General features: G+C 42.8%; 18 protein-coding genes and 1 pseudogene. 7 read left to right on the forward strand and 12 right to left on the reverse strand.

The features are described 5' to 3' along the window. Positions 1-87: 87 nt before the first annotated feature. The 4 genes from ACE01T_RS09605 to ACE01T_RS09620 form a co-directional block, all read right to left on the reverse strand. Positions 88-942, reverse strand: a complete 855-nt coding sequence (locus tag ACE01T_RS09605) for an SPFH domain-containing protein (protein WP_180080627.1) — start codon at positions 940-942, stop codon at positions 88-90. Between the two features lie 13 nt (positions 943-955). Then, the gene (locus ACE01T_RS09610) at positions 956-1,429 is read right to left on the reverse strand and encodes an NfeD family protein (RefSeq protein WP_180043221.1); all 474 of its coding nucleotides are present in this window, start codon (positions 1,427-1,429) and stop codon (positions 956-958) included. 98 nt (positions 1,430-1,527) lie between these two features. Continuing rightward, the gene (locus ACE01T_RS09615) at positions 1,528-2,445 is read right to left on the reverse strand and encodes a patatin-like phospholipase family protein (RefSeq protein ID WP_180080629.1); all 918 of its coding nucleotides are present in this window, start codon (positions 2,443-2,445) and stop codon (positions 1,528-1,530) included. Between the two features lie 65 nt (positions 2,446-2,510). Then, positions 2,511-3,137, reverse strand: coding sequence for a 1-acyl-sn-glycerol-3-phosphate acyltransferase (locus tag ACE01T_RS09620; RefSeq protein WP_180080631.1), 627 nt, complete (start codon positions 3,135-3,137; stop codon positions 2,511-2,513). Positions 3,138-3,282: 145 nt separating this feature from the next. Here ACE01T_RS09620 and ACE01T_RS09625 point away from each other — a divergent pair, with 145 nt between their 5' ends. Both ACE01T_RS09625 and ACE01T_RS09630 read left to right on the forward strand, forming a co-directional pair. Then, a complete protein-coding gene (locus ACE01T_RS09625) occupies positions 3,283-4,530 on the forward strand; it encodes an MFS transporter (protein ID WP_180080633.1) in 1,248 nt (415 codons plus the stop codon). Between the two features lie 141 nt (positions 4,531-4,671). Then, positions 4,672-5,790 (forward strand): porin, encoded by a 1,119-nt coding sequence (locus tag ACE01T_RS09630; RefSeq protein ID WP_180080635.1) that lies wholly within the window; start codon positions 4,672-4,674, stop codon positions 5,788-5,790. Between the two features lie 81 nt (positions 5,791-5,871). Here the strand turns inward: ACE01T_RS09630 and ACE01T_RS09635 are convergent. Beyond that, a pseudogene (locus ACE01T_RS09635) lies at positions 5,872-6,740 on the reverse strand (IS982 family transposase). Between the two features lie 158 nt (positions 6,741-6,898). On the opposite strand from ACE01T_RS09635, the gene ACE01T_RS09640 reads away from it, so the two are divergent. Genes ACE01T_RS09640 through ACE01T_RS09650 form a run of 3 tightly spaced genes read left to right on the forward strand, consistent with a single transcriptional unit; the run spans position 6,899 to position 10,603 of the window. After that, on the forward strand, positions 6,899-8,566 hold the full coding sequence (locus ACE01T_RS09640) for a phosphoethanolamine transferase (RefSeq protein WP_180080637.1): 1,668 nt from the start codon (positions 6,899-6,901) through the stop codon (positions 8,564-8,566). A 9-nt stretch (positions 8,567-8,575) separates the two neighbouring features. Then, positions 8,576-9,253: a response regulator transcription factor gene (locus ACE01T_RS09645; protein WP_166170465.1), complete on the forward strand. Its 678-nt coding sequence runs from the start codon at positions 8,576-8,578 to the stop codon at positions 9,251-9,253. Positions 9,254-9,292: 39 nt separating this feature from the next. After that, positions 9,293-10,603, forward strand: coding sequence for an ATP-binding protein (locus ACE01T_RS09650; protein ID WP_180043216.1), 1,311 nt, complete (start codon positions 9,293-9,295; stop codon positions 10,601-10,603). A 48-nt stretch (positions 10,604-10,651) separates the two neighbouring features. On the opposite strand, the gene ACE01T_RS09655 is transcribed toward ACE01T_RS09650, so the two are convergent. After that, positions 10,652-11,353, reverse strand: a complete 702-nt coding sequence (locus tag ACE01T_RS09655; RefSeq protein WP_180043215.1) for a phosphatase PAP2 family protein — start codon at positions 11,351-11,353, stop codon at positions 10,652-10,654. Between the two features lie 209 nt (positions 11,354-11,562). Between ACE01T_RS09655 and ACE01T_RS09660 the strand changes: the two genes are divergently transcribed. Then, on the forward strand, positions 11,563-12,246 hold the full coding sequence (locus ACE01T_RS09660) for an HAD family hydrolase (RefSeq protein ID WP_180043214.1): 684 nt from the start codon (positions 11,563-11,565) through the stop codon (positions 12,244-12,246). A 116-nt stretch (positions 12,247-12,362) separates the two neighbouring features. Here the strand turns inward: ACE01T_RS09660 and ACE01T_RS09665 are convergent, their stop codons facing one another. From ACE01T_RS09665 to ACE01T_RS09690, 6 genes are all read right to left on the reverse strand, one after another. Then, complete coding sequence (locus ACE01T_RS09665; RefSeq protein WP_180043213.1) at positions 12,363-13,550, reverse strand: ammonium transporter; 1,188 nt, start codon at positions 13,548-13,550, stop codon at positions 12,363-12,365. 438 nt (positions 13,551-13,988) lie between these two features. After that, a complete protein-coding gene (locus tag ACE01T_RS09670) occupies positions 13,989-14,714 on the reverse strand; it encodes an amino acid ABC transporter ATP-binding protein (protein WP_171263231.1) in 726 nt (241 codons plus the stop codon). Positions 14,715-14,728: 14 nt separating this feature from the next. Then, positions 14,729-15,412, reverse strand: coding sequence for an ABC transporter permease subunit (locus ACE01T_RS09675; protein WP_395519177.1), 684 nt, complete (start codon positions 15,410-15,412; stop codon positions 14,729-14,731). Next, a complete protein-coding gene (locus tag ACE01T_RS09680) occupies positions 15,412-16,155 on the reverse strand; it encodes an amino acid ABC transporter permease (RefSeq protein ID WP_180043211.1) in 744 nt (247 codons plus the stop codon). Before ACE01T_RS09680 ends, ACE01T_RS09675 begins: the two co-directional genes overlap by 1 nt. A 71-nt stretch (positions 16,156-16,226) precedes the next feature. After that, entirely contained in the window at positions 16,227-17,174 is a 948-nt protein-coding gene (locus ACE01T_RS09685) for a transporter substrate-binding domain-containing protein (protein WP_300047504.1), read from the reverse strand. Positions 17,175-17,493: 319 nt separating this feature from the next. Next, the gene (locus ACE01T_RS09690; RefSeq protein WP_180043209.1) at positions 17,494-18,171 is read right to left on the reverse strand and encodes a YetF domain-containing protein; all 678 of its coding nucleotides are present in this window, start codon (positions 18,169-18,171) and stop codon (positions 17,494-17,496) included. Between the two features lie 258 nt (positions 18,172-18,429). Here ACE01T_RS09690 and ACE01T_RS09695 point away from each other — a divergent pair, with 258 nt between their 5' ends. Beyond that, the gene (locus ACE01T_RS09695; protein ID WP_180043208.1) at positions 18,430-19,458 is read left to right on the forward strand and encodes a coiled-coil domain-containing protein; all 1,029 of its coding nucleotides are present in this window, start codon (positions 18,430-18,432) and stop codon (positions 19,456-19,458) included. Positions 19,459-19,590 lie beyond the last annotated feature (132 nt).

Genomic DNA, 19,590 nt, shown 5'->3' on the forward strand with positions numbered 1-19,590 from the left:
ATAGATTAAAAAAAATTGCAGAGTTTTTCTCAATGTAAATAAAAATAGACAGCAAAGGCTGTCTATTTTTTAATATAAAAGAGTAGCTTACTGGTTGCGTCCCATTACTCCACGGATGGTGTTCAGGATGTCGGCAGGTAAGACTACAGTTTTGGCATTGTTGGACTTCGACATGTCCTGCATGGCTTTGACATATTGTTCACCAAGCAAATAAGCAACTGGAATTTCCTTATCACCCACGGCTGAAGTCACCATCTCAATGGCTTTTTGTGAGGCTTCAGCCAAGACGACTTGTGCTTCTGCATCACGGCGTGAAGCTTCCAGACGACCATCGGCCTCTAAAATGGCGGCCTGTTTTTCACCATCTGCCTTGGTCACGGTAGCGCGACGCTGACGCTCGGCAGCCGCTTGTGCTTCCATTGCAGCCTGCATGGTAGATGAGGGTTGAATATCCTGAATTTCCACAGTTTTCAGGGTAATGCCCCAATCGGAAATATCATCGGAAATGGCGGCTTTCAGTTTTGCTTTAATGTGATCACGTGAGGATAGCGCATCATCCAGATCCATTTCACCGACAATTGAACGAAGTGAAGTTTGCACCAGGTTCTGAATGGCCCAAGTATAGTTTTCAATGCCGTAAACCGCTTTTTCCGGGGTAGTGATATTAATGTACGCCACTGCATTCATCAGCAGTACCGCATTGTCACGGGTAATTACTTCCTGTGAAGGAATATCCAGCACGATATCTTTGGTGGTGACTTTATAAGCCACTTCATCAATATACGGAATGACAAAACTGAGTCCCGGTCCCAAAGTGGTATGGTATTTACCCAGACGTTGCACGATCCATTTATAACCCTGCGGGACAATGCGCACCCCTTTAAAAATGGTCACGCCGGCAAAAACCAGCAGTGCTAAAACAATAATTGTTCCACCAGACATGTTATTTCCTCACTTATATATTTTCGTTATTGGGATGGTGTGGTTTAACCACCAGATCATTGCCGAGAATATCGACCACGCGAACTCGATCACCCACTTCTACCGGAGACAGAGTCCGACAGTTCCACTCATCTGACCCCAAAACCGGCATGGGAAAACGCACCGTGATCAGTTCATGTTGCATATGAGTCTGAATGACCATGCCCACCTGACCAATAGTCGCTTCACGAGATAATCCGGCTTTGGTTTTATCAATAGAAAGTGGTTTGATAAATTTGAACCACAACAAGGTGCATAGCACAGATAGGATAATCCAGGTGACAATCTGGGTGGTTAAGCCCATCATCGGAAACATCCAGAATAAAACACCGACCATGATGGCTGCGATGCCAAACCATAGTGCAGCAAAAGCGGGGATTACCAATTCAGAAAGCATCAGTAATACCCCGAGTACAAACCAATGCCAAGGTTCGAATGCAAATTCCATACATCTACTCGTGTATTGTCAAAATAAAGAGAGACTATAAGGCCTCCATATCAATTTAGCAGATGAATAAGTCTTTGAATATTAAAAAAGCATATTTTTTAGATTCTGGATTTTGGCGCGGATTTAAAGGCTGCGGGTGATTTTTTAAAGTCGCTGATTGCCTTTTTAATGGCGATGATTTTCAGCTGGGTCGCTTTTTCGCCTTCTAGAATGGATGCATTGCTGGCTTTTAAATCCAGCGTGCCTAAATGTCCTACTTTAGGCTGAATGATCACATTGGCCTGATTCAGTTCTTCATGAATGCTTTGTTGACCCATAATATTAATGGTCTGGTCCAGCAGGCCCCACATATTCATCGGTTGATTGCCACTCGGTCGTGCAGAAATGTCGACGGCAATAACAATATCTGCACCCATCGCTTTCGCTGTTTTCACCGGAATCGGGCTGACCAGCCCCCCATCGACATACTGTTTCCCACCGATGGTAGCGGGAACAAAGACATTGGGGATACTGCAGGAAGCACGCACGGCCTGACCGGCATTGCCTTTAATAAATTCAGCTTTAGTGCCGGTGTCCAGACGGGTCGCAACCGCTGCAAAGCGAATCGGGAATTGCTCAATCGGTTTATTAGCAATATGCTGGTTCACATAATTCTGCAATTTTTGACCTTGTACAACACCTTGACTGTTTAGGGTTAAATCACGGATATCCGATTCTTTTAAAGTCAGTGCTATTTGCTGTAGTTGATAGGGCGTTTTACCACTGGCATAAATACTGCCGACAAAACTTCCGGCACTGGTTCCGGTAACGATTTTTGGCTTAATGCCGTGCGATTCTAAAACTTTTAGCACACCAATATGGGCAAATCCTTTAGCCCCACCACCCCCAAGCGCAATGGCAATGACAGGTTCACGGGCCTTGATGGCTGTGGTTTGCGGTGGGGTTTTGGTGGTTTTATCACAGCCAATCAGTCCAAGACCTAGTAGAGCAATGAAAGAATATTGCACAAGCTTCATGGTTGAATTTGTATATCAATTTGATGAAAAGTTGCGCACATGACAGCAGATAATTGCTATTTTGACTAGCTGTTTTTTAAACGTTTTTGTAATGGCTTGGCTAACCAGTCCGGATTTTTGGCTGAAAATTTGCCGGTATAGTGATCCAAAATCTGTTCTACATCCTGCGCGTAATTTCTTGTTGGCTGAAACACGCCCAGACAGTGTATCGCCTTGTTTTTATAATCCAGTGAAAACATCACAATCGGGATATGCGCACCCACGGCAATGCGGTAAAAACCACTTCTAAACGATTCAGCCTGTTTGCGTGTTCCTTCCGGTGCCATACCGACCCAGATCTGCTGTTGCGTATTAATGAAGTCGATAATTTGCTGAGTGGTACCTTGTTGGATACTGCGATTGACCGGAATCACCCCAATCCATTCAAGTATGGGTTTCAGCGGTGTGTTAAATAGGGTGTGTTTGCCAAAAACCGTGATCTTGATGCCCAGTCCAAGCAGTGCGGCAAAACCGTGCCAGGCATCGATATTCGAGGTATGTGGAGAAATAATGGCGACCGCTTTCGGTAGGTTGGGAAAATCACCCTCAAAACTCCAGCCTTGGGCAAGAAATAATTTTTTGAAAATATTTCGGCTTAAGTGACCACTACGGGCAGGCACCTGATCGGGTAAGATCGGAAAGTGTTGAGTCATGGTGTCTGATTGCACTCCCGGATAAATTTATCGGCTTTTAAACATGTTAAGCTTTTGTAAAATAAGATTCATTGGCAAAATATCAACTGTCATTCAGCTTGCCTGATCAAAACAGTCAATCCGGTTTTGACCCGAAGGGCCCACTATGCCGAGTACACGTAACATCTATCTCTTGTTGTTCTCTTTATATTGGGCCCAAGGTTTACCGGTTGGTTTTATGACCCATGCCTTACCCGTTATTTTACGTGCCCAAGGGGTATCGCTGGCACAGATTGGCGGTTTTGGCTTATTGATGTTGCCCTGGTCAATCAAAATTTTCTGGGCACCATGGGTTGACCATTTTGGCTATGCAGCATTTGGACATTACCGTAGCTGGATTATTCCGACCCAGTTATTGAGTGTGGTGGTATTGACTGGCTTATCTTTTCTGCCGATTCAGGCTTTAAACCAGCCTGAATATTTGCTGGCTTTTTTTGTGGCTTTACTGAGCATGAATCTGGTCGGTGCAACGCAGGATATTGCTACCGATGGTCTGGCAGTCAATATGCTGAACAGTCAGCAGCAACATTGGGGTAATACCTTTCAGGTCATTGGCTCACGACTAGGCTTTATTGTCGGTGGAGGGGCTATTTTATGGGCACTGGACTGGCTGGATTGGCAAAGCACATTTTTAATCTTGGCGGGACTGGTGCTGTTGAATACTTTACCGATTTTATGGCTGAAAGAACCGCAACGATTAAAGCATATGCCGTCCAGTACCGAAGCAGGAACATTTCGCTGGCAAAAAATAAAAGATTATCTGGCTTATTTTTATCGAGAGCAAAATCTTGCTGCATGGTTAGCGGTGCTCATCACCTTTAAAATTGCCGATGGTTTAGCTGGGCCTTTGCTGAAACCCTTAATGGTGGATTTAGGACTGACATTTTCCCAAATTGGCATTTATGTGACCATGCTTGGCGCTGTGGCTGCACTCATCGGTGCAGGGCTTGCAGGGTTCAGCCTGAAGTATGTGTCCCGTGAGCATGCTTTACTCGGTTTTTCTATTCTGAAAATTTTCACTTTGGCTGCCTACGCATGGCTAGCTGTTCAATATGAGACCCAAGGTCCTATTGAAACTTGGATGATCTATCTGATTAATGCTGCTGAAGACATGATTTCCGCCATGCTGTTGGTGGTGATGCTGACTCTGGTCATGCAATACAGCCGCAAACATTTGGCAGGAACAGATTTCACTTTCCAGGTGGCGTTGATGGCAACCGTGAGCGGTGGACTGTATAGCCTAAGCGGGATTTTAGGCGATCTCCTGGGTTATGCGAGTTATTTAAGCTTGATTACTGTGTTGGCATTGCTCTGTATTTTCCCGATTATGAGATGGAAAAACAGTTTGCTTTAAACCCTAAAAGCTTTTTAATTCAATTCAATATACATTTAAAACCTAAGGATTAAATAAGATAACTAAATAAAAATTAAATCATTTTTTTAAATATTTCTGAATTGTAACATCTGTTACAGAATAACTTAGGGGTATTTATAGATGAAAACCAAATTAGCAGCAGCGATTGCATTAAGCCTACTGGCAGCACCAACTTTTGCAGCGCCAACTCTTTATGGGGAAATTGATGCAAGTATCGATTACTTACCAGAAGATAATGCGTCACCTGTTTCTGATCGTGACGTTGTTGAGGTAAGTTCTAACAGCTCTTTCATTGGTTTAAAGGGTGAAGAAAAACTGAACGATCGTCTAAATGCAGTTTATGCGATTGAATGGGGGCTCAGCGCAGATGGAGATAGTACAGACTGGACTACGCGTAACCGTTTTGTCGGTTTAAAAGATGCTCAGCTCGGTACTTTAAAAGTGGGTGCACATGACACGCCATTGAAGCAACTCTCAAGTCCAGTTGATACATTTAACAACTACGTTGCTAACAAAGCAGATGTAAACGGTATTTTCACTGGCGAAGCCCGTATATCGAATGCAGTCATTTATGAATCTCCAGCAATTAAATTGCCTACAGGTGCCATTAAAGTGAATGCGTTGTTGGCCTCTGGTGAAGATTCAGGCATTGCGAAAGGTAATGGCTCGTCTAAAACTGCTGGTCGTGGTTTAGGCGACGCATGGTCTGCATCTGTAGTCTATGACAGCCCAGTCGTTGTGGCGGGTATTGCTTATGATAAAGCTATTCCAAGTAATTTTGCAGGACGTGGTTTTGTCAATGCATCTACTCCCGAAGTAACTGCTGGTGCTGCAGGCAGTGCGTTTGCCGCAGCAAATACACTACGTGCCATTGGTCGTGTAAACATTGATGGTGGTTTGGCATTAAAAGCACTTTATCAGACTTCTGAAGTAGAAGATGCAGCCGGAAATGAACTACCAGCAGCAGATATCGACGATTCACAAGGCTGGTTGTTGGGCGCAGAATATAATCTTCCAACTGCGAAGGCCTGGACTGTAAAAGCGCAATATAGCCAAAATACCACCAGCTTTAAATCAGCAAAATCAGACTTTGATGCGCAACAAATTTTTGTCGGTGCAGATTATGCATTTAACAAACAGGTGAAAGCTTATGGTTATGCCGGTTATCTGACTCTTGAACAAGGTTCGAATGAAACTAAACAACCTGTAGTCGGTACAGGATTAGAATATAAGTTCTAATCTGTCCATTGTTTTTTTCTAAAAGGCGATGTTTTACATCGCCTTTTTTATTACTGTTTCTTATATTAACCCGAATCCTGCTTAAGCCAATGATTTCATAATTTGAATTGTTGGCTTATTTCGATGGGTTAATTGGTATGCACATAAAGAAGCATAAATCCCACTTAGAAATCCATGAATACTACGAGCTTTACTCGTCACTAAATTAATTGTCCTTTCAATAAACTGAATAACGTTTCTATTTTATTGCGCTGTCTTAAGTGATATTCATCTGATGCACAAAGTTGTACAGATTTCATGTTCTTTCGATGATACGTAATCAAATCAATACCTTGGTCTTTTAGTCTACTTTTTAATTCCTGGCTGATATAGCCACGATCACCATAAAGCTTTGCTTCGAAACCCTCAATCAAATGTTCAACCATTTTTATGTCAGCAATATGCCCATTGGAGAAAGCAGAACGAACGATTTCACCGAATTGATTCATAACAATATGTAACTTACAGCCATAGAACCAGCCCATTGAGCTTTTACCACGGGATGCAATTTTGGCTAATGATTTATGACATTGAATACGTTGATTTTTACAGACTGGTAGAGTCGTTGAATCAATCCATAAATATTGTTTATATTGACCTTTCATTACAGATACATGTAAAGCATGTAGTGCTAATTGATGCATATTGATCAGGTGAATCATCCTTTGGTAACAGGGTAAGCTTTTAAATAAATGACTTTTATCCTGCTTCAACCATGAGAAGAATGCTTTGAAATTAATGAAGTGGGAGCACTTATACCAAATAGCAATAAATATAATTTCAGAAAGTGTAAGTTGTGCAGTTCTGACTCTTAACGAATGACGGCTTTGTTTGAGAAATTTCCAATAAGTTGCTTCAAATTTCAGAAAGAAATCATCAATTACGCAGAATAATTCGGTACTATTGAACATCAGGACTAGGGCTTTAGGTTTTGTGTGGTAACTCAACTGATGGCTCTAGTCCTCTTATTTTTCAAGTCATTTTCTTATCCGCGATTCGGGTTATATTAAGTGAATTTTAAGTTTGGTATTCTACATTAAGACAACAGTAGAAAGATTAACCAATAGTCATGTCAAATATCATCAGTCCTATACGTGATAAAATAAAGCCCATTTCGTTAAGCCTGTTTAATTTATTGCTGGCAATATGGTTGGGCTTGGTGCTGAATTTTGCCTTTTTTCAAAAAATACAAAGTTTGACCCCTTATCAGGGCAGCAAAGCCTATTTATTTTTAATCGCGACCGTATTGGTGATCGTGGCGGCCTATAACCTGATTTTTCAGCTGCTGCAATGGCGCTGGAATGCAAAAATACTGGCTTCAATTTTTTTAGTAATTGGGGGCTTTACGGCCTATTTTGTCAATAGTTTGGGCGTGGTGATTTCACCTGAACAAGTTCAGAATATGATGCAAACCGATGCCCGTGAAGTCCGCGGATTGATGTCCTTACGCTTTGGGCTTTGGACGCTGGTATTTGTCATTTTCCCACTCATTCTTGTGGCGCTCGTTAGGATTAAGCCTGAAGCTTTTTTACCTAAACTTGGCAAAAAAATGTTAAGCAGTATCGCTTCATTGTTATTGGTTGGCGCCTTGCTGTTTACCTTTTATGTAGATTATGCTGCGATTTTCCGGGAACATCGTGATTTGAAAGGCATGATTTCTCCACAAAATGCCATAGCATCGACCTTATCGTATTACCGTAAATCTGCACCTAAAAAGAATTTACCTTTAGTTCGTTATGGTGAAGATGCTCATTTGCTTCAGCCAGTCAATAAGCAGGCTAAACCTAAGCTTATGGTGTTGGTAGTAGGTGAAACAGCCCGTGCAGAAAGTTTTTCATTGAATGGTTATGCCAAAAATACCAATCCTGAACTGTCTAAACTGGACATCATCAATTTTAGTCAGGTGAGTTCATGTGGTACTGCAACCGCTGTATCCGTACCTTGCATGTTCTCCGGCATGCCTCGAAAAGATTATGATGAACAGCTGGCCAGTCACCGTGAAGGACTACTCGATATTGCACAACGTGCAGGCTATAAAGTGACCTGGATGGATAATAACTCTGGTTGTAAAGGTGCCTGTAACCGGGTTGAACAGTATCAGATTCCGCAACAGCTCAAAGATAAATGGTGTGCCAAAAATGGCGACTGCTATGATGAAATTTTGGTGGATAGTCTAAAAACTTATCTGGCTACAATTCCTGAAACCGATAAGACTCCACGTTTAATTGTATTACATCAGATGGGTAGTCACGGACCTGCTTATTATCAGCGTTCCAAAGCACCCTTCCAGCCTTTTAAACCAAGTTGCGATAGCAATGCAATTCAAGGTTGCAGCCGTACAGAATTGTTGAATAGTTATGATAATTCCATTGTATATACTGACCATGTTTTAAGTTCACTCATTCAGGTGTTAAAAGGCAACAGCACTTATCAAAGTGGGTTCTGGTATCTGTCTGATCATGGTGAATCGACAGGAGAACATGGTTTATATTTACATGGCTCACCTTATGCGATTGCGCCTAGCCAACAAACTCATGTTCCAATGTTGATGTGGTTTTCTCCTGAATGGACTGCACAAAATTCTGCCCAAATCACTTGCTTAGCCCAGCAAAAAAGCAAACAATTAAGTCAGGATAATCTGTTCCCAAGTCTGTTAAGTTTGCTGGATGTCAAAACCCAAACCATTGATGAACAAAATAATATGTTGCAGAACTGTCAGTCAAAACAGAAAGTATGAGTTTAAAATATGGCTAAAATATTGATCATTGAAGATGATTTCATGATTGCTGAATCCAGCATCACTTTGCTGAAATATCAGCAATTTGATGTGGAATGGGTCAATAATGGCATTGACGGTTTAAAGAAACTCATACAGGAAAAGTTTGATATCGTCCTACTCGATCTAGGCTTGCCGATGATGGACGGGATGCAGGTATTAAAACAGATTCGCCAGCAGTGGCCTGCTTTACCTGTGCTGATTATTTCAGCACGGGATCAACTGCAAAACCGGGTGGATGGATTGAACAGTGGGGCAGATGATTATCTGGTTAAACCCTATGAATTTGATGAACTGTTGGCCCGCATCCATGCTCTATTACGTCGTAGCGGGGTAGAATCTGCGCTTCAGGACAGCCCGCAAATTTTAAGTTATGGCGAACTCACGCTGGATGTTGAACAGCACATTGCCAAGTTTAAGGGGCAATATATTGACCTGTCCAATCGTGAATGGGCGATTTTGATTCCCTTGGTGAGTCATCCCAACAAGATATTTTCTAAAGCCAATTTAGAAGATAAATTGTATGATCTGGATAGCGAAGTAAGCAGCAATACCATTGAAGTGTATGTGCATCACTTACGCGCCAAACTTGGCAAAGATTTTATTTGCACCATTCGTGGTTTAGGTTATCGACTGGGACAATTATAAATCAGACAACGATAAAATCAGCTAGAAGGTCAGCCACAGGTGCAGTCACAGTATTCATTAAAAAAACGCCTGATTATTTATGTTTCTGTTTTTAGTATTGCCTTGGGCTGCTTGCTGATTTTTTCTGCTTACCGTATTGCCCTGCAAGAAATTAATGAAGTGTTAGATGCCCAGATGCAGAATCTGGCAGAACGCGTCGCGCAGCATGATCCTGAACCGGTGCAAAGCAAGTTTGATCAAGCCAGGCATTATCACGAAGAAGACCTGTTTGTCGATGTCTGGTCTTATGCAAATGAAAAACATAAAAGCCATGCCATGAATTTATTGGTTCATCCTGTGAAAAAAGCAGGATTTTATACCCATAAAACCGCACAAGGGGTTTGGCATACTTACATCCTGCCTTTAGAACATTATCAGATTCAGGTGAGCCAGCAACAATCGACACGGCAGCATCTAGCATTGGAACTTGCCGGCAGTATGTTTATTCCTTATTTACTGTTTATGCCTTTTGTGATTTGGGGACTGAGCTGGATTATTAGCCGCAGCCTGCAGCCTTTGGATGATTTTAAAGCGGAATTGGCACAACGTGATTCGGAGGAATTAAGTGCCATTGAATCAGATAATTATCCGCTTGAAATTGTGCCGACCATTACCGAAATGAATCATTTGTTTGAGCGGATTTCCTCTGCACAGCAGGAGCAGCGGCAGTTTATTGCCGATGCAGCACATGAGCTTCGTACGCCTATCACTGCATTGAATTTACAGATGCAGATTCTGTTAAAACAGTTTCCTGATGCTCAGGAGCTACAGAATTTAAGTAAAGGATTAATCCGGATTCAGCATTTGGTCAGCCAATTACTCAGTCTGGCAAAACAGGATGCTTCAATTCTGGAGGTCGAGACCAAACAGCAGTTTTTACTGAATCAGGTCGCGGTGAATTGTGTAGAACAGCTCGTTCATCTGGCCATGCAGAAAGAAATTGATTTGGGTATGGAACGTCAGGAAGATGTGGTGCTGTATTGTCAGGAATCAGCAGTACATTCCATTATTTATAACCTGATTGATAACGCGATTAAATACACGCCCAATCAGGGAGTGATTAATGTGTCTGTATTTGAACAGGCAGGTTTTGCCATGATTCAGGTCGAAGATAGTGGACCTGGAATTTCCCCCGAACTGTATGAAAAAATTCTTAAGCGCTTTTATCGTATCCATCATCATCTGGAAATAGGCAGTGGTCTGGGGCTTTCTATTGTGGATAAAGCCACAGAAAGGCTCGGCGGCAAGATTTCTTTTTCCAAGAGTGCCAGCTTAGGTGGCTTGCAGGTCAATGTGCAATTGCCACTCTAGCCGATCACTTCTCTTAGATGATGGGTTCTAGCAGATAGGTGTGAGCAGTTAAACTGTCTCAGCTGTTTTATCCATGCTTTGGCTTGGTGCAAATCTTTTATAATTGAGTAGATAAAAACTCACGTTAATGAGCCAGATAATCCATGCAGTCCATAAGTTATGGCTGAGAAAATGTGCTCCACGCATCATTTGCGCCCAGCCCATCGCGAAACCTAAAATAAGCCCTGAGACCAGAAAAAAATAGGCACGCTTTTTATTGGAAAGCCTAAATACAAAAAAACCAGCCATCAGTGCAAAGCCGGTAGATGCATGTCCCCCCGGGAAACAGTGCCCTTTGGTGGCAGAAAAATCCCAGAAAAAACCTTGATGGGTAGGAATGGTGATATTCCAGGGGCAGGCATGGGCAGACTGTGATTTCAACAAGCCAATAATCGAGGTGGAAAGGAGGATCAGCCCAAAGAAATAACCATAGGTCCAGCGTAAAGCTTTAACTTTCTCAAACTTGAACGATGCTAGCCAGATTAAAAAAAAGCCGGCATATACCGCAATAATCAGATTTTTGACATAACGATGGTTCAGTTCAGCTAAATACCAATTGTCACGTAACAGGAATTTCCCGGATTCACTGACCCAGGGATGAATCAGCGCCAGATCCAGTGCCCCCCCAATCGGGAAACAAACCAAAAGCAGGCAAAAACTGATAATGAGAAAACAGCCCTGATAGAGCATGAAGCGTTGCTTATCGTGCATAGTAAAGATCAATTGATTTTAGTGCTGCGATTACAGCAATAAAAACTTAATCCAGACTTAAGCGAGCTTGAATCGGTGGGGAAAATCGCCGTAAAAGTATCGTGTTAAGTATGATGTTGTGTTAAATGCTGATAAGCATATCCAGGAAAGAGCATAACCGGATCAAGCTTTAATGCTACATTAACGGCAAGATTGCTATAGGTATTCAAATGAAGATTCGTGCTGTTCTATTCGACCTGGATAATACCTTAACCCATCGTGATCGAAGTATTCTGGCGTATAGTCAATATCTGGTACAAGTCTATCAACATCAGTTACCGCATGATGCAATTGGGAAAATTCAGGCGATTATCCGTCGCATTGATAATGGTGGCTACCCTAAAAAAGAATTGCTCACCCATCCCAGTATTGCTGCGTCTGTGGCTTATGCCTTGCAGCAGGAATTAATCTGGAAAAGCATGCCACATTTGGATGAACTTACCCAGTTCTGGTTTCAGCAATTTGGCTTATCTGCAGTGGCCATGCAGGGTGCCAGTCAGCTCTTAACCGAACTAAAACAGGACGGTTATCAGCTGGCGGTCATTTCAAATGGTGGACATGCGACCCGACTCACCATTTTACAGGGTTTGGGTTTTAGTCATTATTTTGATGAAATTGTCAGTTCTGAACTGGTCGGCATCAGTAAACCGAATCCGGAAATTTTTCTCTATACCAGCCAGAGATTGGGCGTTGCACCAGAACATTGCCTTTTTGTCGGTGATCATCCCGTCAATGATGTACAAGGGGCAATGGATGCCGGTATGCAGGCTGTCTGGTTACAGGGTTTTCATGAAGTTCAAGATCAGCCCATAAATCGCATTCAATCTCTGGCTGAAATTAAGCAGTTTTTATAATTACTTTTACGCATTCATTGTGTCAGGCTACTAAAGTCCAGATAGAAAAAAGCGACTCTTTTGAGCCGCTCTGAAAATCGAAATGTCGTTTAGATAGTCAGTTTAAAGCATCAGCTTTAAAAAATGGTTTCTTCCGAATTGGCTGAAATTTTATGAATAGACAAATCGGCACCACGGAATTCATCTTCCTGTGATAAACGAATGCCCATAATCAGTTTAAGTACGCCGTAAACGAAAAAGCCACCAGCCAGTGCAATGGAGATGGCCAGTAAAGTACCAATCAGTTGAGAGAGGATTGAAACACCGCCCAAACCGCCGAGCCATTGCTGTCCGAAAATCCCTACGGCTAAACCGCCAAAGCTGCCGCATACGCCGTGTAATGGCCAAACACCGAGTACATCATCCACTTTCAGTTTGTTTTGGGTATAAGTGAATAGTTTGACAAAAATGACCCCAGCCACCATGCCAATGATTAATGCACCTACGGGGTGAACTACATCGGAACCTGCACAGATGGCAACCAGACCAGCCAAAGGACCGTTGTGCAGGAAGCCCGGGTCATTTTTGCCGATGAAGTTGGCCGCAATAGTACCACCAACCATCGCCATCAGTGAGTTAATGGCAACCAGTCCAGAAATGGCATCCAGACGTTGTGCACTCATCACGTTAAAACCAAACCAGCCGACAATTAGAATCCATGAACCAAGTGCCAGAAAAGGAATGGAAGAAGGGGGATGTGCACTGACACGACCATCTTTTTTATAACGGCCATGACGTGCGCCCAGTAAAATGACTGCTGCGAGTGCAATCCAGCCACCCATAGCATGCACCACGACTGAACCGGCAAAATCGTGGAAAGCTGCACCAAAAGTTTTGGTTAGCCAGCCTTGTAATCCTAAATTGCCATTCCAGGCAATGCCTTCAAAGAAAGGGTAAACCAGTGCCACCAATAATAATGTGGCAATTGCTTGAGAACGCATTTTGGCCCGTTCTGCAATACCGCCGGAAATAATGGCAGGAATGGCGGCAGCAAAGGTCAGCAGAAAGAAGCAGCGCATCAGGTTGTAGCCATGATCTGCGGCTAAGGTTGTACCGATATGAAAAAAGTGTTGTCCATAAGCAATATAGTAGCCGACAAAAAAGTAGGCGATGGCAGAAATGGAGAAATCTGTCAAAATTTTACTTAGGGCATTGACCTGATTTTTATGTCGTACTGTGCCCAGTTCCAGGAATGCAAAACCTGCATGCATGGCTAAAACTAAAACTGCACCAAGAAGGAGAAAGAGTAAATCTGTATTTTGCATTTTATGGCTCCATTTTAGTGCTTAAAATCACAAAAAGAAGATCAGTATAACCATGAGATTATTTTCGTGAAGATGGTCGAAATGGGGAAATTTTGATTAAGGCTGAGAAAAAGACTACAAGACTCGATATAAAGCAATTACTTGCTGAAGTATGAATGATTTGCGTTATTATGGTGCAATATTGTTTAATTTAAATTATAAATAAATATATGAAAATTGAATAAAATTTAACTTTTTTAAAGAAGTTGGTTTTATATATTTTTTATAGCACTGAATAGTAGCAAGTTTAGCCCGATAAAAATGTAAACGGGTTTCTCGCTCATCATAAAGAAAAAATGAAAAATATATTTAAAGAGATTCTAATTTGGTTCAGTTTTAGAAATTGAGCACAAAAAAACCAAGCCAAAAACTCTGGACTTGGTTAAAGTACTCACTCTTTTAGTGCAAAATTTTATTTAGGAACTGCTGCGCGCGCTCACCTCGTTGGGTGTTAAAGAATTCATCTTTGCTGCAGTCTTCCACAATTTTTCCCTGATCCATAAAAATCACCCGGTTGGCCACCTGGCGGGCGAAGCCCATTTCATGGGTCACACACATCATGGTCATGCCTTCTTTGGCCAGTTCGACCATCACGTCCAGCACTTCATTGATCATTTCCGGATCGAGTGCCGAAGTCGGTTCATCAAACAGCATCGCAATCGGGTCCATGCTTAAGGCACGGGCAATCGCCACACGTTGCTGCTGGCCACCGGACAGTTGTGCCGGGAACTTGTTGGCGTGAGCACTGAGTCCGACCCGCTCCAGATAGGCCAGGCCTTTTTTCTTGGCTTCAGCTTCAGAACGGCCCAGTACTTTAATTTGGGCAATGGTCAGATTTTCGGTAATGCTCAAATGCGGGAACAGTTCAAAATGCTGGAACACCATACCCACACGGCTGCGCAGTTTGGTCAGGTCAGTTTTGGGGTCCTTAATGGAAATCCCGTCCACAATAATATTGCCTTGCTGAAAGGGTTCCAGACCATTCACAGTTTTAATCAGAGTCGATTTACCTGAACCTGAAGGTCCACAGACCACCACCACTTCTCCTTGGTGAATCTGGGTGGTGCAGTCGGTCAGTACCTGAAAATCTTTGTACCATTTACTGACATTTTGCAGATCAATCATCACTTTACCATCAGTCATACAGTTAACTTCCTTTGTAATTTTTTAACGGCATAGGTCGCGATCATACTCACAGTGAAGTACACCAAACCTGCAAATAAAATATATTGGGTCAATAGCGACATCAGGTCGCCACGGACATAGTTGGTCCGGAAAAAGTCCAGCAAACCAATGGCATAAACCATGGTGGAATCCTGAAACAGGATAATGGTCTGTTGTAACAGCAGCGGGGTCATTTTACGGAACGCCTGCGGCAGAATAATGAGTCGCATCGACTGGCTGTAACTCATGCCGAGTGCATAGGCGGCCGCAGTTTGGCCCTTGGGAATGGACTGGATGCCAGCTCGGACAATTTCCGAAAAGTAAGCCGCTTCAAACAGCATAAAGGCCACGATACTGGACACCAGTGCCGTATCAATAGTCAGGTAATTGCCCGTCACAGCCGTATAAATAAACGGTACGGCAAAATAGAACCACATCAAGACCAAAAGTAAAGGGATGGAACGGAACAGATTGACATAAGCTTGCGCAAATAAATTCAGGACTTTAAATGACGATAAGCGCATTAAGGCCAGCAAGGTACCAATTAAAATACCACCGATGGTCGCACTGATGACCACTTTTAAGGTAATGCTCATGCCATGCGACAAGGCTGGAGCGGAGAGTTGTAAGTCATTTAAAAATGCACTGAGCCATTCCATTATTTATCTCCTGCAATCAGACCGGGAACACGTAAGCGTTTTTCCAGCATATTCATTGCCTGAATTAAACAGAAGTTAATCACAATAAAGATGATGGTCACAAAGGTATAAATTTCGATAGTGTTCTGGGTATATTCACTGATGGTTTTCATCTGGGAAATAATTTCTGCCACACCCACCAGTGATGCAACTGAAGTGTTTTTGACACAGTTGGTTAGCTCGGAACTCAGTGGCGGTAAAATCATCCGGAATGATTGCGGTAAAATCACATAACGGTATAGCTGAGCAGTGCTAAAGCCCATGGCATAACCGGCATTGACCTGACCGACCGGCAAGGCTTCAATCCCGGTACGCACCTGTTCACAGACCCGTGCTGCTGTAAATAGCCCCAAACCGACACTGGCGGAAATGAGTGCCGTAGTATTGGCGCCCAGATCATTCATCCACCATGATTTGATGGGCGTAGGTAAAAAGTTGGGAACCACATAGAACCAGATAAACAATTGAATTAATAAGGGGACATTACGAAAGATGGTGACATATGCCGTGCCAATGCTCCGTGCGGTTTTGCTGGGCAAGGTGCGCATGATGCCCAGTATGCTGCCCAACACCATGGCAATGCTCCAGGCCACTACCGCAATCACCAGCAGCCAGCCCAGACCGGTCACAATCCAGTTCAGATAGGTGGTGTCGCCCACTCCAGTGGGCTGAAATAAAACTCCCCAGTTCCAACTATAATTCATAGTAACTCCTGAGTCGGGTCAGGCAAAAAAGTCCTTTTTCTGCCTGACATATTAAGTTGTTGTTCTAATGTTTATTGGTCACGATCATGTGGATTACTGATTAACGCTTTTAACTGATCAGACATCTGGAAGTTCAGGTTGATATTTTTCGGTGGAATGGGCTGCTGGAACCATTTCTGATACATCTTGTTGATTTCACCGGAGCTATAGGTGGCTTTAATGGCATCATCAACCACCTGTTTAAAGCCAGTATCACCTTTACGCAGCATGCAGCCATAAATTTCATGAATGGGTGCTGTACCCACAATCACCCATTTGTTGGGATCGGCGGCCTTGGATTTTTCACCAGCAAGCAAGATATCATCCATCATAAAGGCTGCAGCACGACCGTTTTGCAGCATGAGGAAAGATTCGGCATGGTCTTTGGCCGAAATGATTTCGCCGATACCCAATTCCTGTTGATGCTGACGGATATAACGTTCCGATGTCGTCCCCGCCGTAGTGACCAGTTTTTTACCTTTCAGGTCGGCAAAATCTTTCACTCCAGAATCTTTGGCTGTGAGCAGACGAGAGCCGACTTCAAAGAAACCGACCGAGAAATCAACCTGTTGCTGACGTTCCTTGTTGTTGGTGGTCGAGCCACATTCCAGATCGACTGTACCGTTTGAGACCAGTGGAATCCGGTTTTGGCTGGTCACCAGGTTATAACGAATTTTTAAATCCGGCATATTCAGCTTTTTCTTCACAGCCTCTACAACTTTTAGCTGTAAATCATGGGCATAACCGACCGGTTGATTGGGATTGTCGGCAATATAAGAAAAGGGAATAGAGGAGTCACGATAGCCCAGAACAATGGTGCCAGATTTTTTAATCTTATCCAGCGTACCGGATGCGCTGGCATCCCCAGTTCCAGCGGTTTTTTCACCCGATGCGGGAGCCTTATTGTCACTACAAGCACTTAGCCCAAGCATAAGAGCACTTGCACAAAGTAGGGAGGTGATACTGCGTTTATGTGTCATGTATAAAACTCCATTTTTATTTCATTATCATCAGCCAAGGCCATCAGTTTTGTTATGTAAAAGGTATTTTCTGTGCTGTACATAAATAGATCAGATTTCATCTTAAGCGAGTTTTCAATGCTTGCTCAAGCAAGTTTTTTACCATTTTGTTACCGATAAATGATTATCAAACAATCAGTTTTTGAAACAAGACTGCATCAGATGCAATGCTAACTGCTGCAGGAACTATGCCATTTAAAATATGATTATTACTGCGTCGACTCAGCTTTTAGCCGATAAACTTGAATTAAAGCCAAAAACCAGTTGAGCTACTGCCAGCTTATCTGAGCATCGGTTCTTTGATAGCTTTGGCCCAGCGGCAACAGCCACAGCGTGGGCAGGACTGCTCGGGCTGGTCAGGGTGCTCGACATGGCCACAGTACATACAGGCATAATAAGTGTTTGGTTCTACCTGATTAACCTTTTGATATTGCTTGGGAAACAGCGGCAAACCATAACGGATGTCTTCAGGGTGAAAAAGCAGGATACTAAATTTACCATCGCTTTCGAGCAGCCCGGCACGCACCTGACCCAGATGTTCAATGCCTTGCTGGCGCATTTCTGCAAAGAATTCATCGTGTGACATTTTTCCGCGCTTGATTTTCTCCAGCACCAATACACCATCTTCTACAATGTACAGCGACTTGCCTTCCAGTAAATCTTCAAAGGGTTGGTATTTCATCATCAGCCAGGTAGTCAGGCGGTACAGCATGATGATTACGCTCATGATCAGCAGTGCCTGAATTAAGGGCAGGTCTTCGGTAAACATTGGGTCGCCGGCAATCGAACCGAGGGACAAGATAATGGCCAGTTCAAACACCGAAAGCTGGCGTACTCCGCGTTTCCCGGTCAGACGTAAAAACAGAATAATCATGATAAACATACACACACAGCGCACCACAATTTCAGCGGCAAATTCCCAGTTGGTGTCGTGGATGAAAATACTGGCCCAATCCATGTGTGCAGTTCCTTTTTATGCTTTATTCATCATTCTTTTATACTATGCATGAGTAGAGCAGGAGGTATCTTTATAGTTCGGTAAAGAACTGCAATTATTTTAGTTACTTAGTTAATTCAAAACTTTACCTGATCTTAAGCCGTGTAATGCTAAGGCTTAATTGCTCAGTATTTTGCTGTACTTCAGTTTTACCGAAATGAGCCAAAAAATACTTTCACATAAATCGAGTATAATTTTTCTTTTGCATTTTTCTGCCTTATGTCTTTCGATTTAAAAACCACTGTTCAGCCTGATATTGAGCTTTCACCACAGCAGAGAAAGCTGAACCGTCTGATTGAAAAAATTGAACAGCAGCAGCTTGAACTGAAGCAGTGGCAGCAGGCTCAGGAACAGATTCGGCAATATACTCGTCAGACTTTGATGCCGGTCTATCATGAGCTACATGCAGTGCTGTTTGAGCAACTGGAACAGCTGTGGAAGCATTTGCAGGTAGCAGAATTTTCCAAGGCAGAGCTGACGCAGCTGGATGTCAAAATCCAGAATCTTGCAGCTTACTTAAAAGACTCTCAATCTTTATCAGGGCAACAAGTTCATATAGTCGACGACATTTATAATTACTATCAACAGCATATTGAACATAGTCAGGCCAGAAAAAATAAAAAGCCAAGCGCAGAGGATATAGAGCTATTTTTTGATGAAGAAAATAATTCGGATCAAATAGTATCTGATGATTTTGAAGAATGGGACACAGAGCAGTATCAACAGGCCCGTGAGCAAGCCAAGTTAAAACGTCAACAGGAAAAACTTGAACAAGCTTCGAAGATGACAGAGCAGTCCTTAAAAACCGTGTACTTAAAAATTGCTGCGACTATTCACCCAGACCGTGAGCCGGATGAAGCCAAGAAAGTTGAAAAGACTGAAATATTGCAACGAGCGAATGAGGCCTATGCAGCACAGGATTTATTTTATTTATTGAAACTGCAAATCCAGATTGAGCAAAATCGCGGTGCTTCGCAAAAGGGTTTAACTGCCGAGCAGATGAAGTTTTATCAACTGGCTTTAAATATGCAAAGCCAGAAACTGGATGACCAGATAGAAGAAATGATTCAATCGTTGAGCTGGAATAAAAAAGCCTATACAGGCAAAGTAAAAATTGCAGATTTATATAAGCAGGTAGATGCTGATACTTCAGCGCTGAAAAAGCAGCTAAAAGGGGAGAAAGAGCGCTTGAAGTATATGAAGAAAGTGAGTGGGGTGGAGATGTTGATGGAGCATAAAGCATTATAATTTACCTCTCCCTAGCCCTCTCCTAGGAGGCATAGGTATCTACACATCTTTAGGTACCTAATGCAATTGTTGCGATTTCATTCAGTTCATCTATTGAATATTCCGAGAGCAGTTGAAGAGTGTTCAGTAAAA

It is taken from the genome of Acinetobacter uliginosus, from assembly GCF_044130295.1.
Lineage (GTDB): Bacteria > Pseudomonadota > Gammaproteobacteria > Pseudomonadales > Moraxellaceae > Acinetobacter.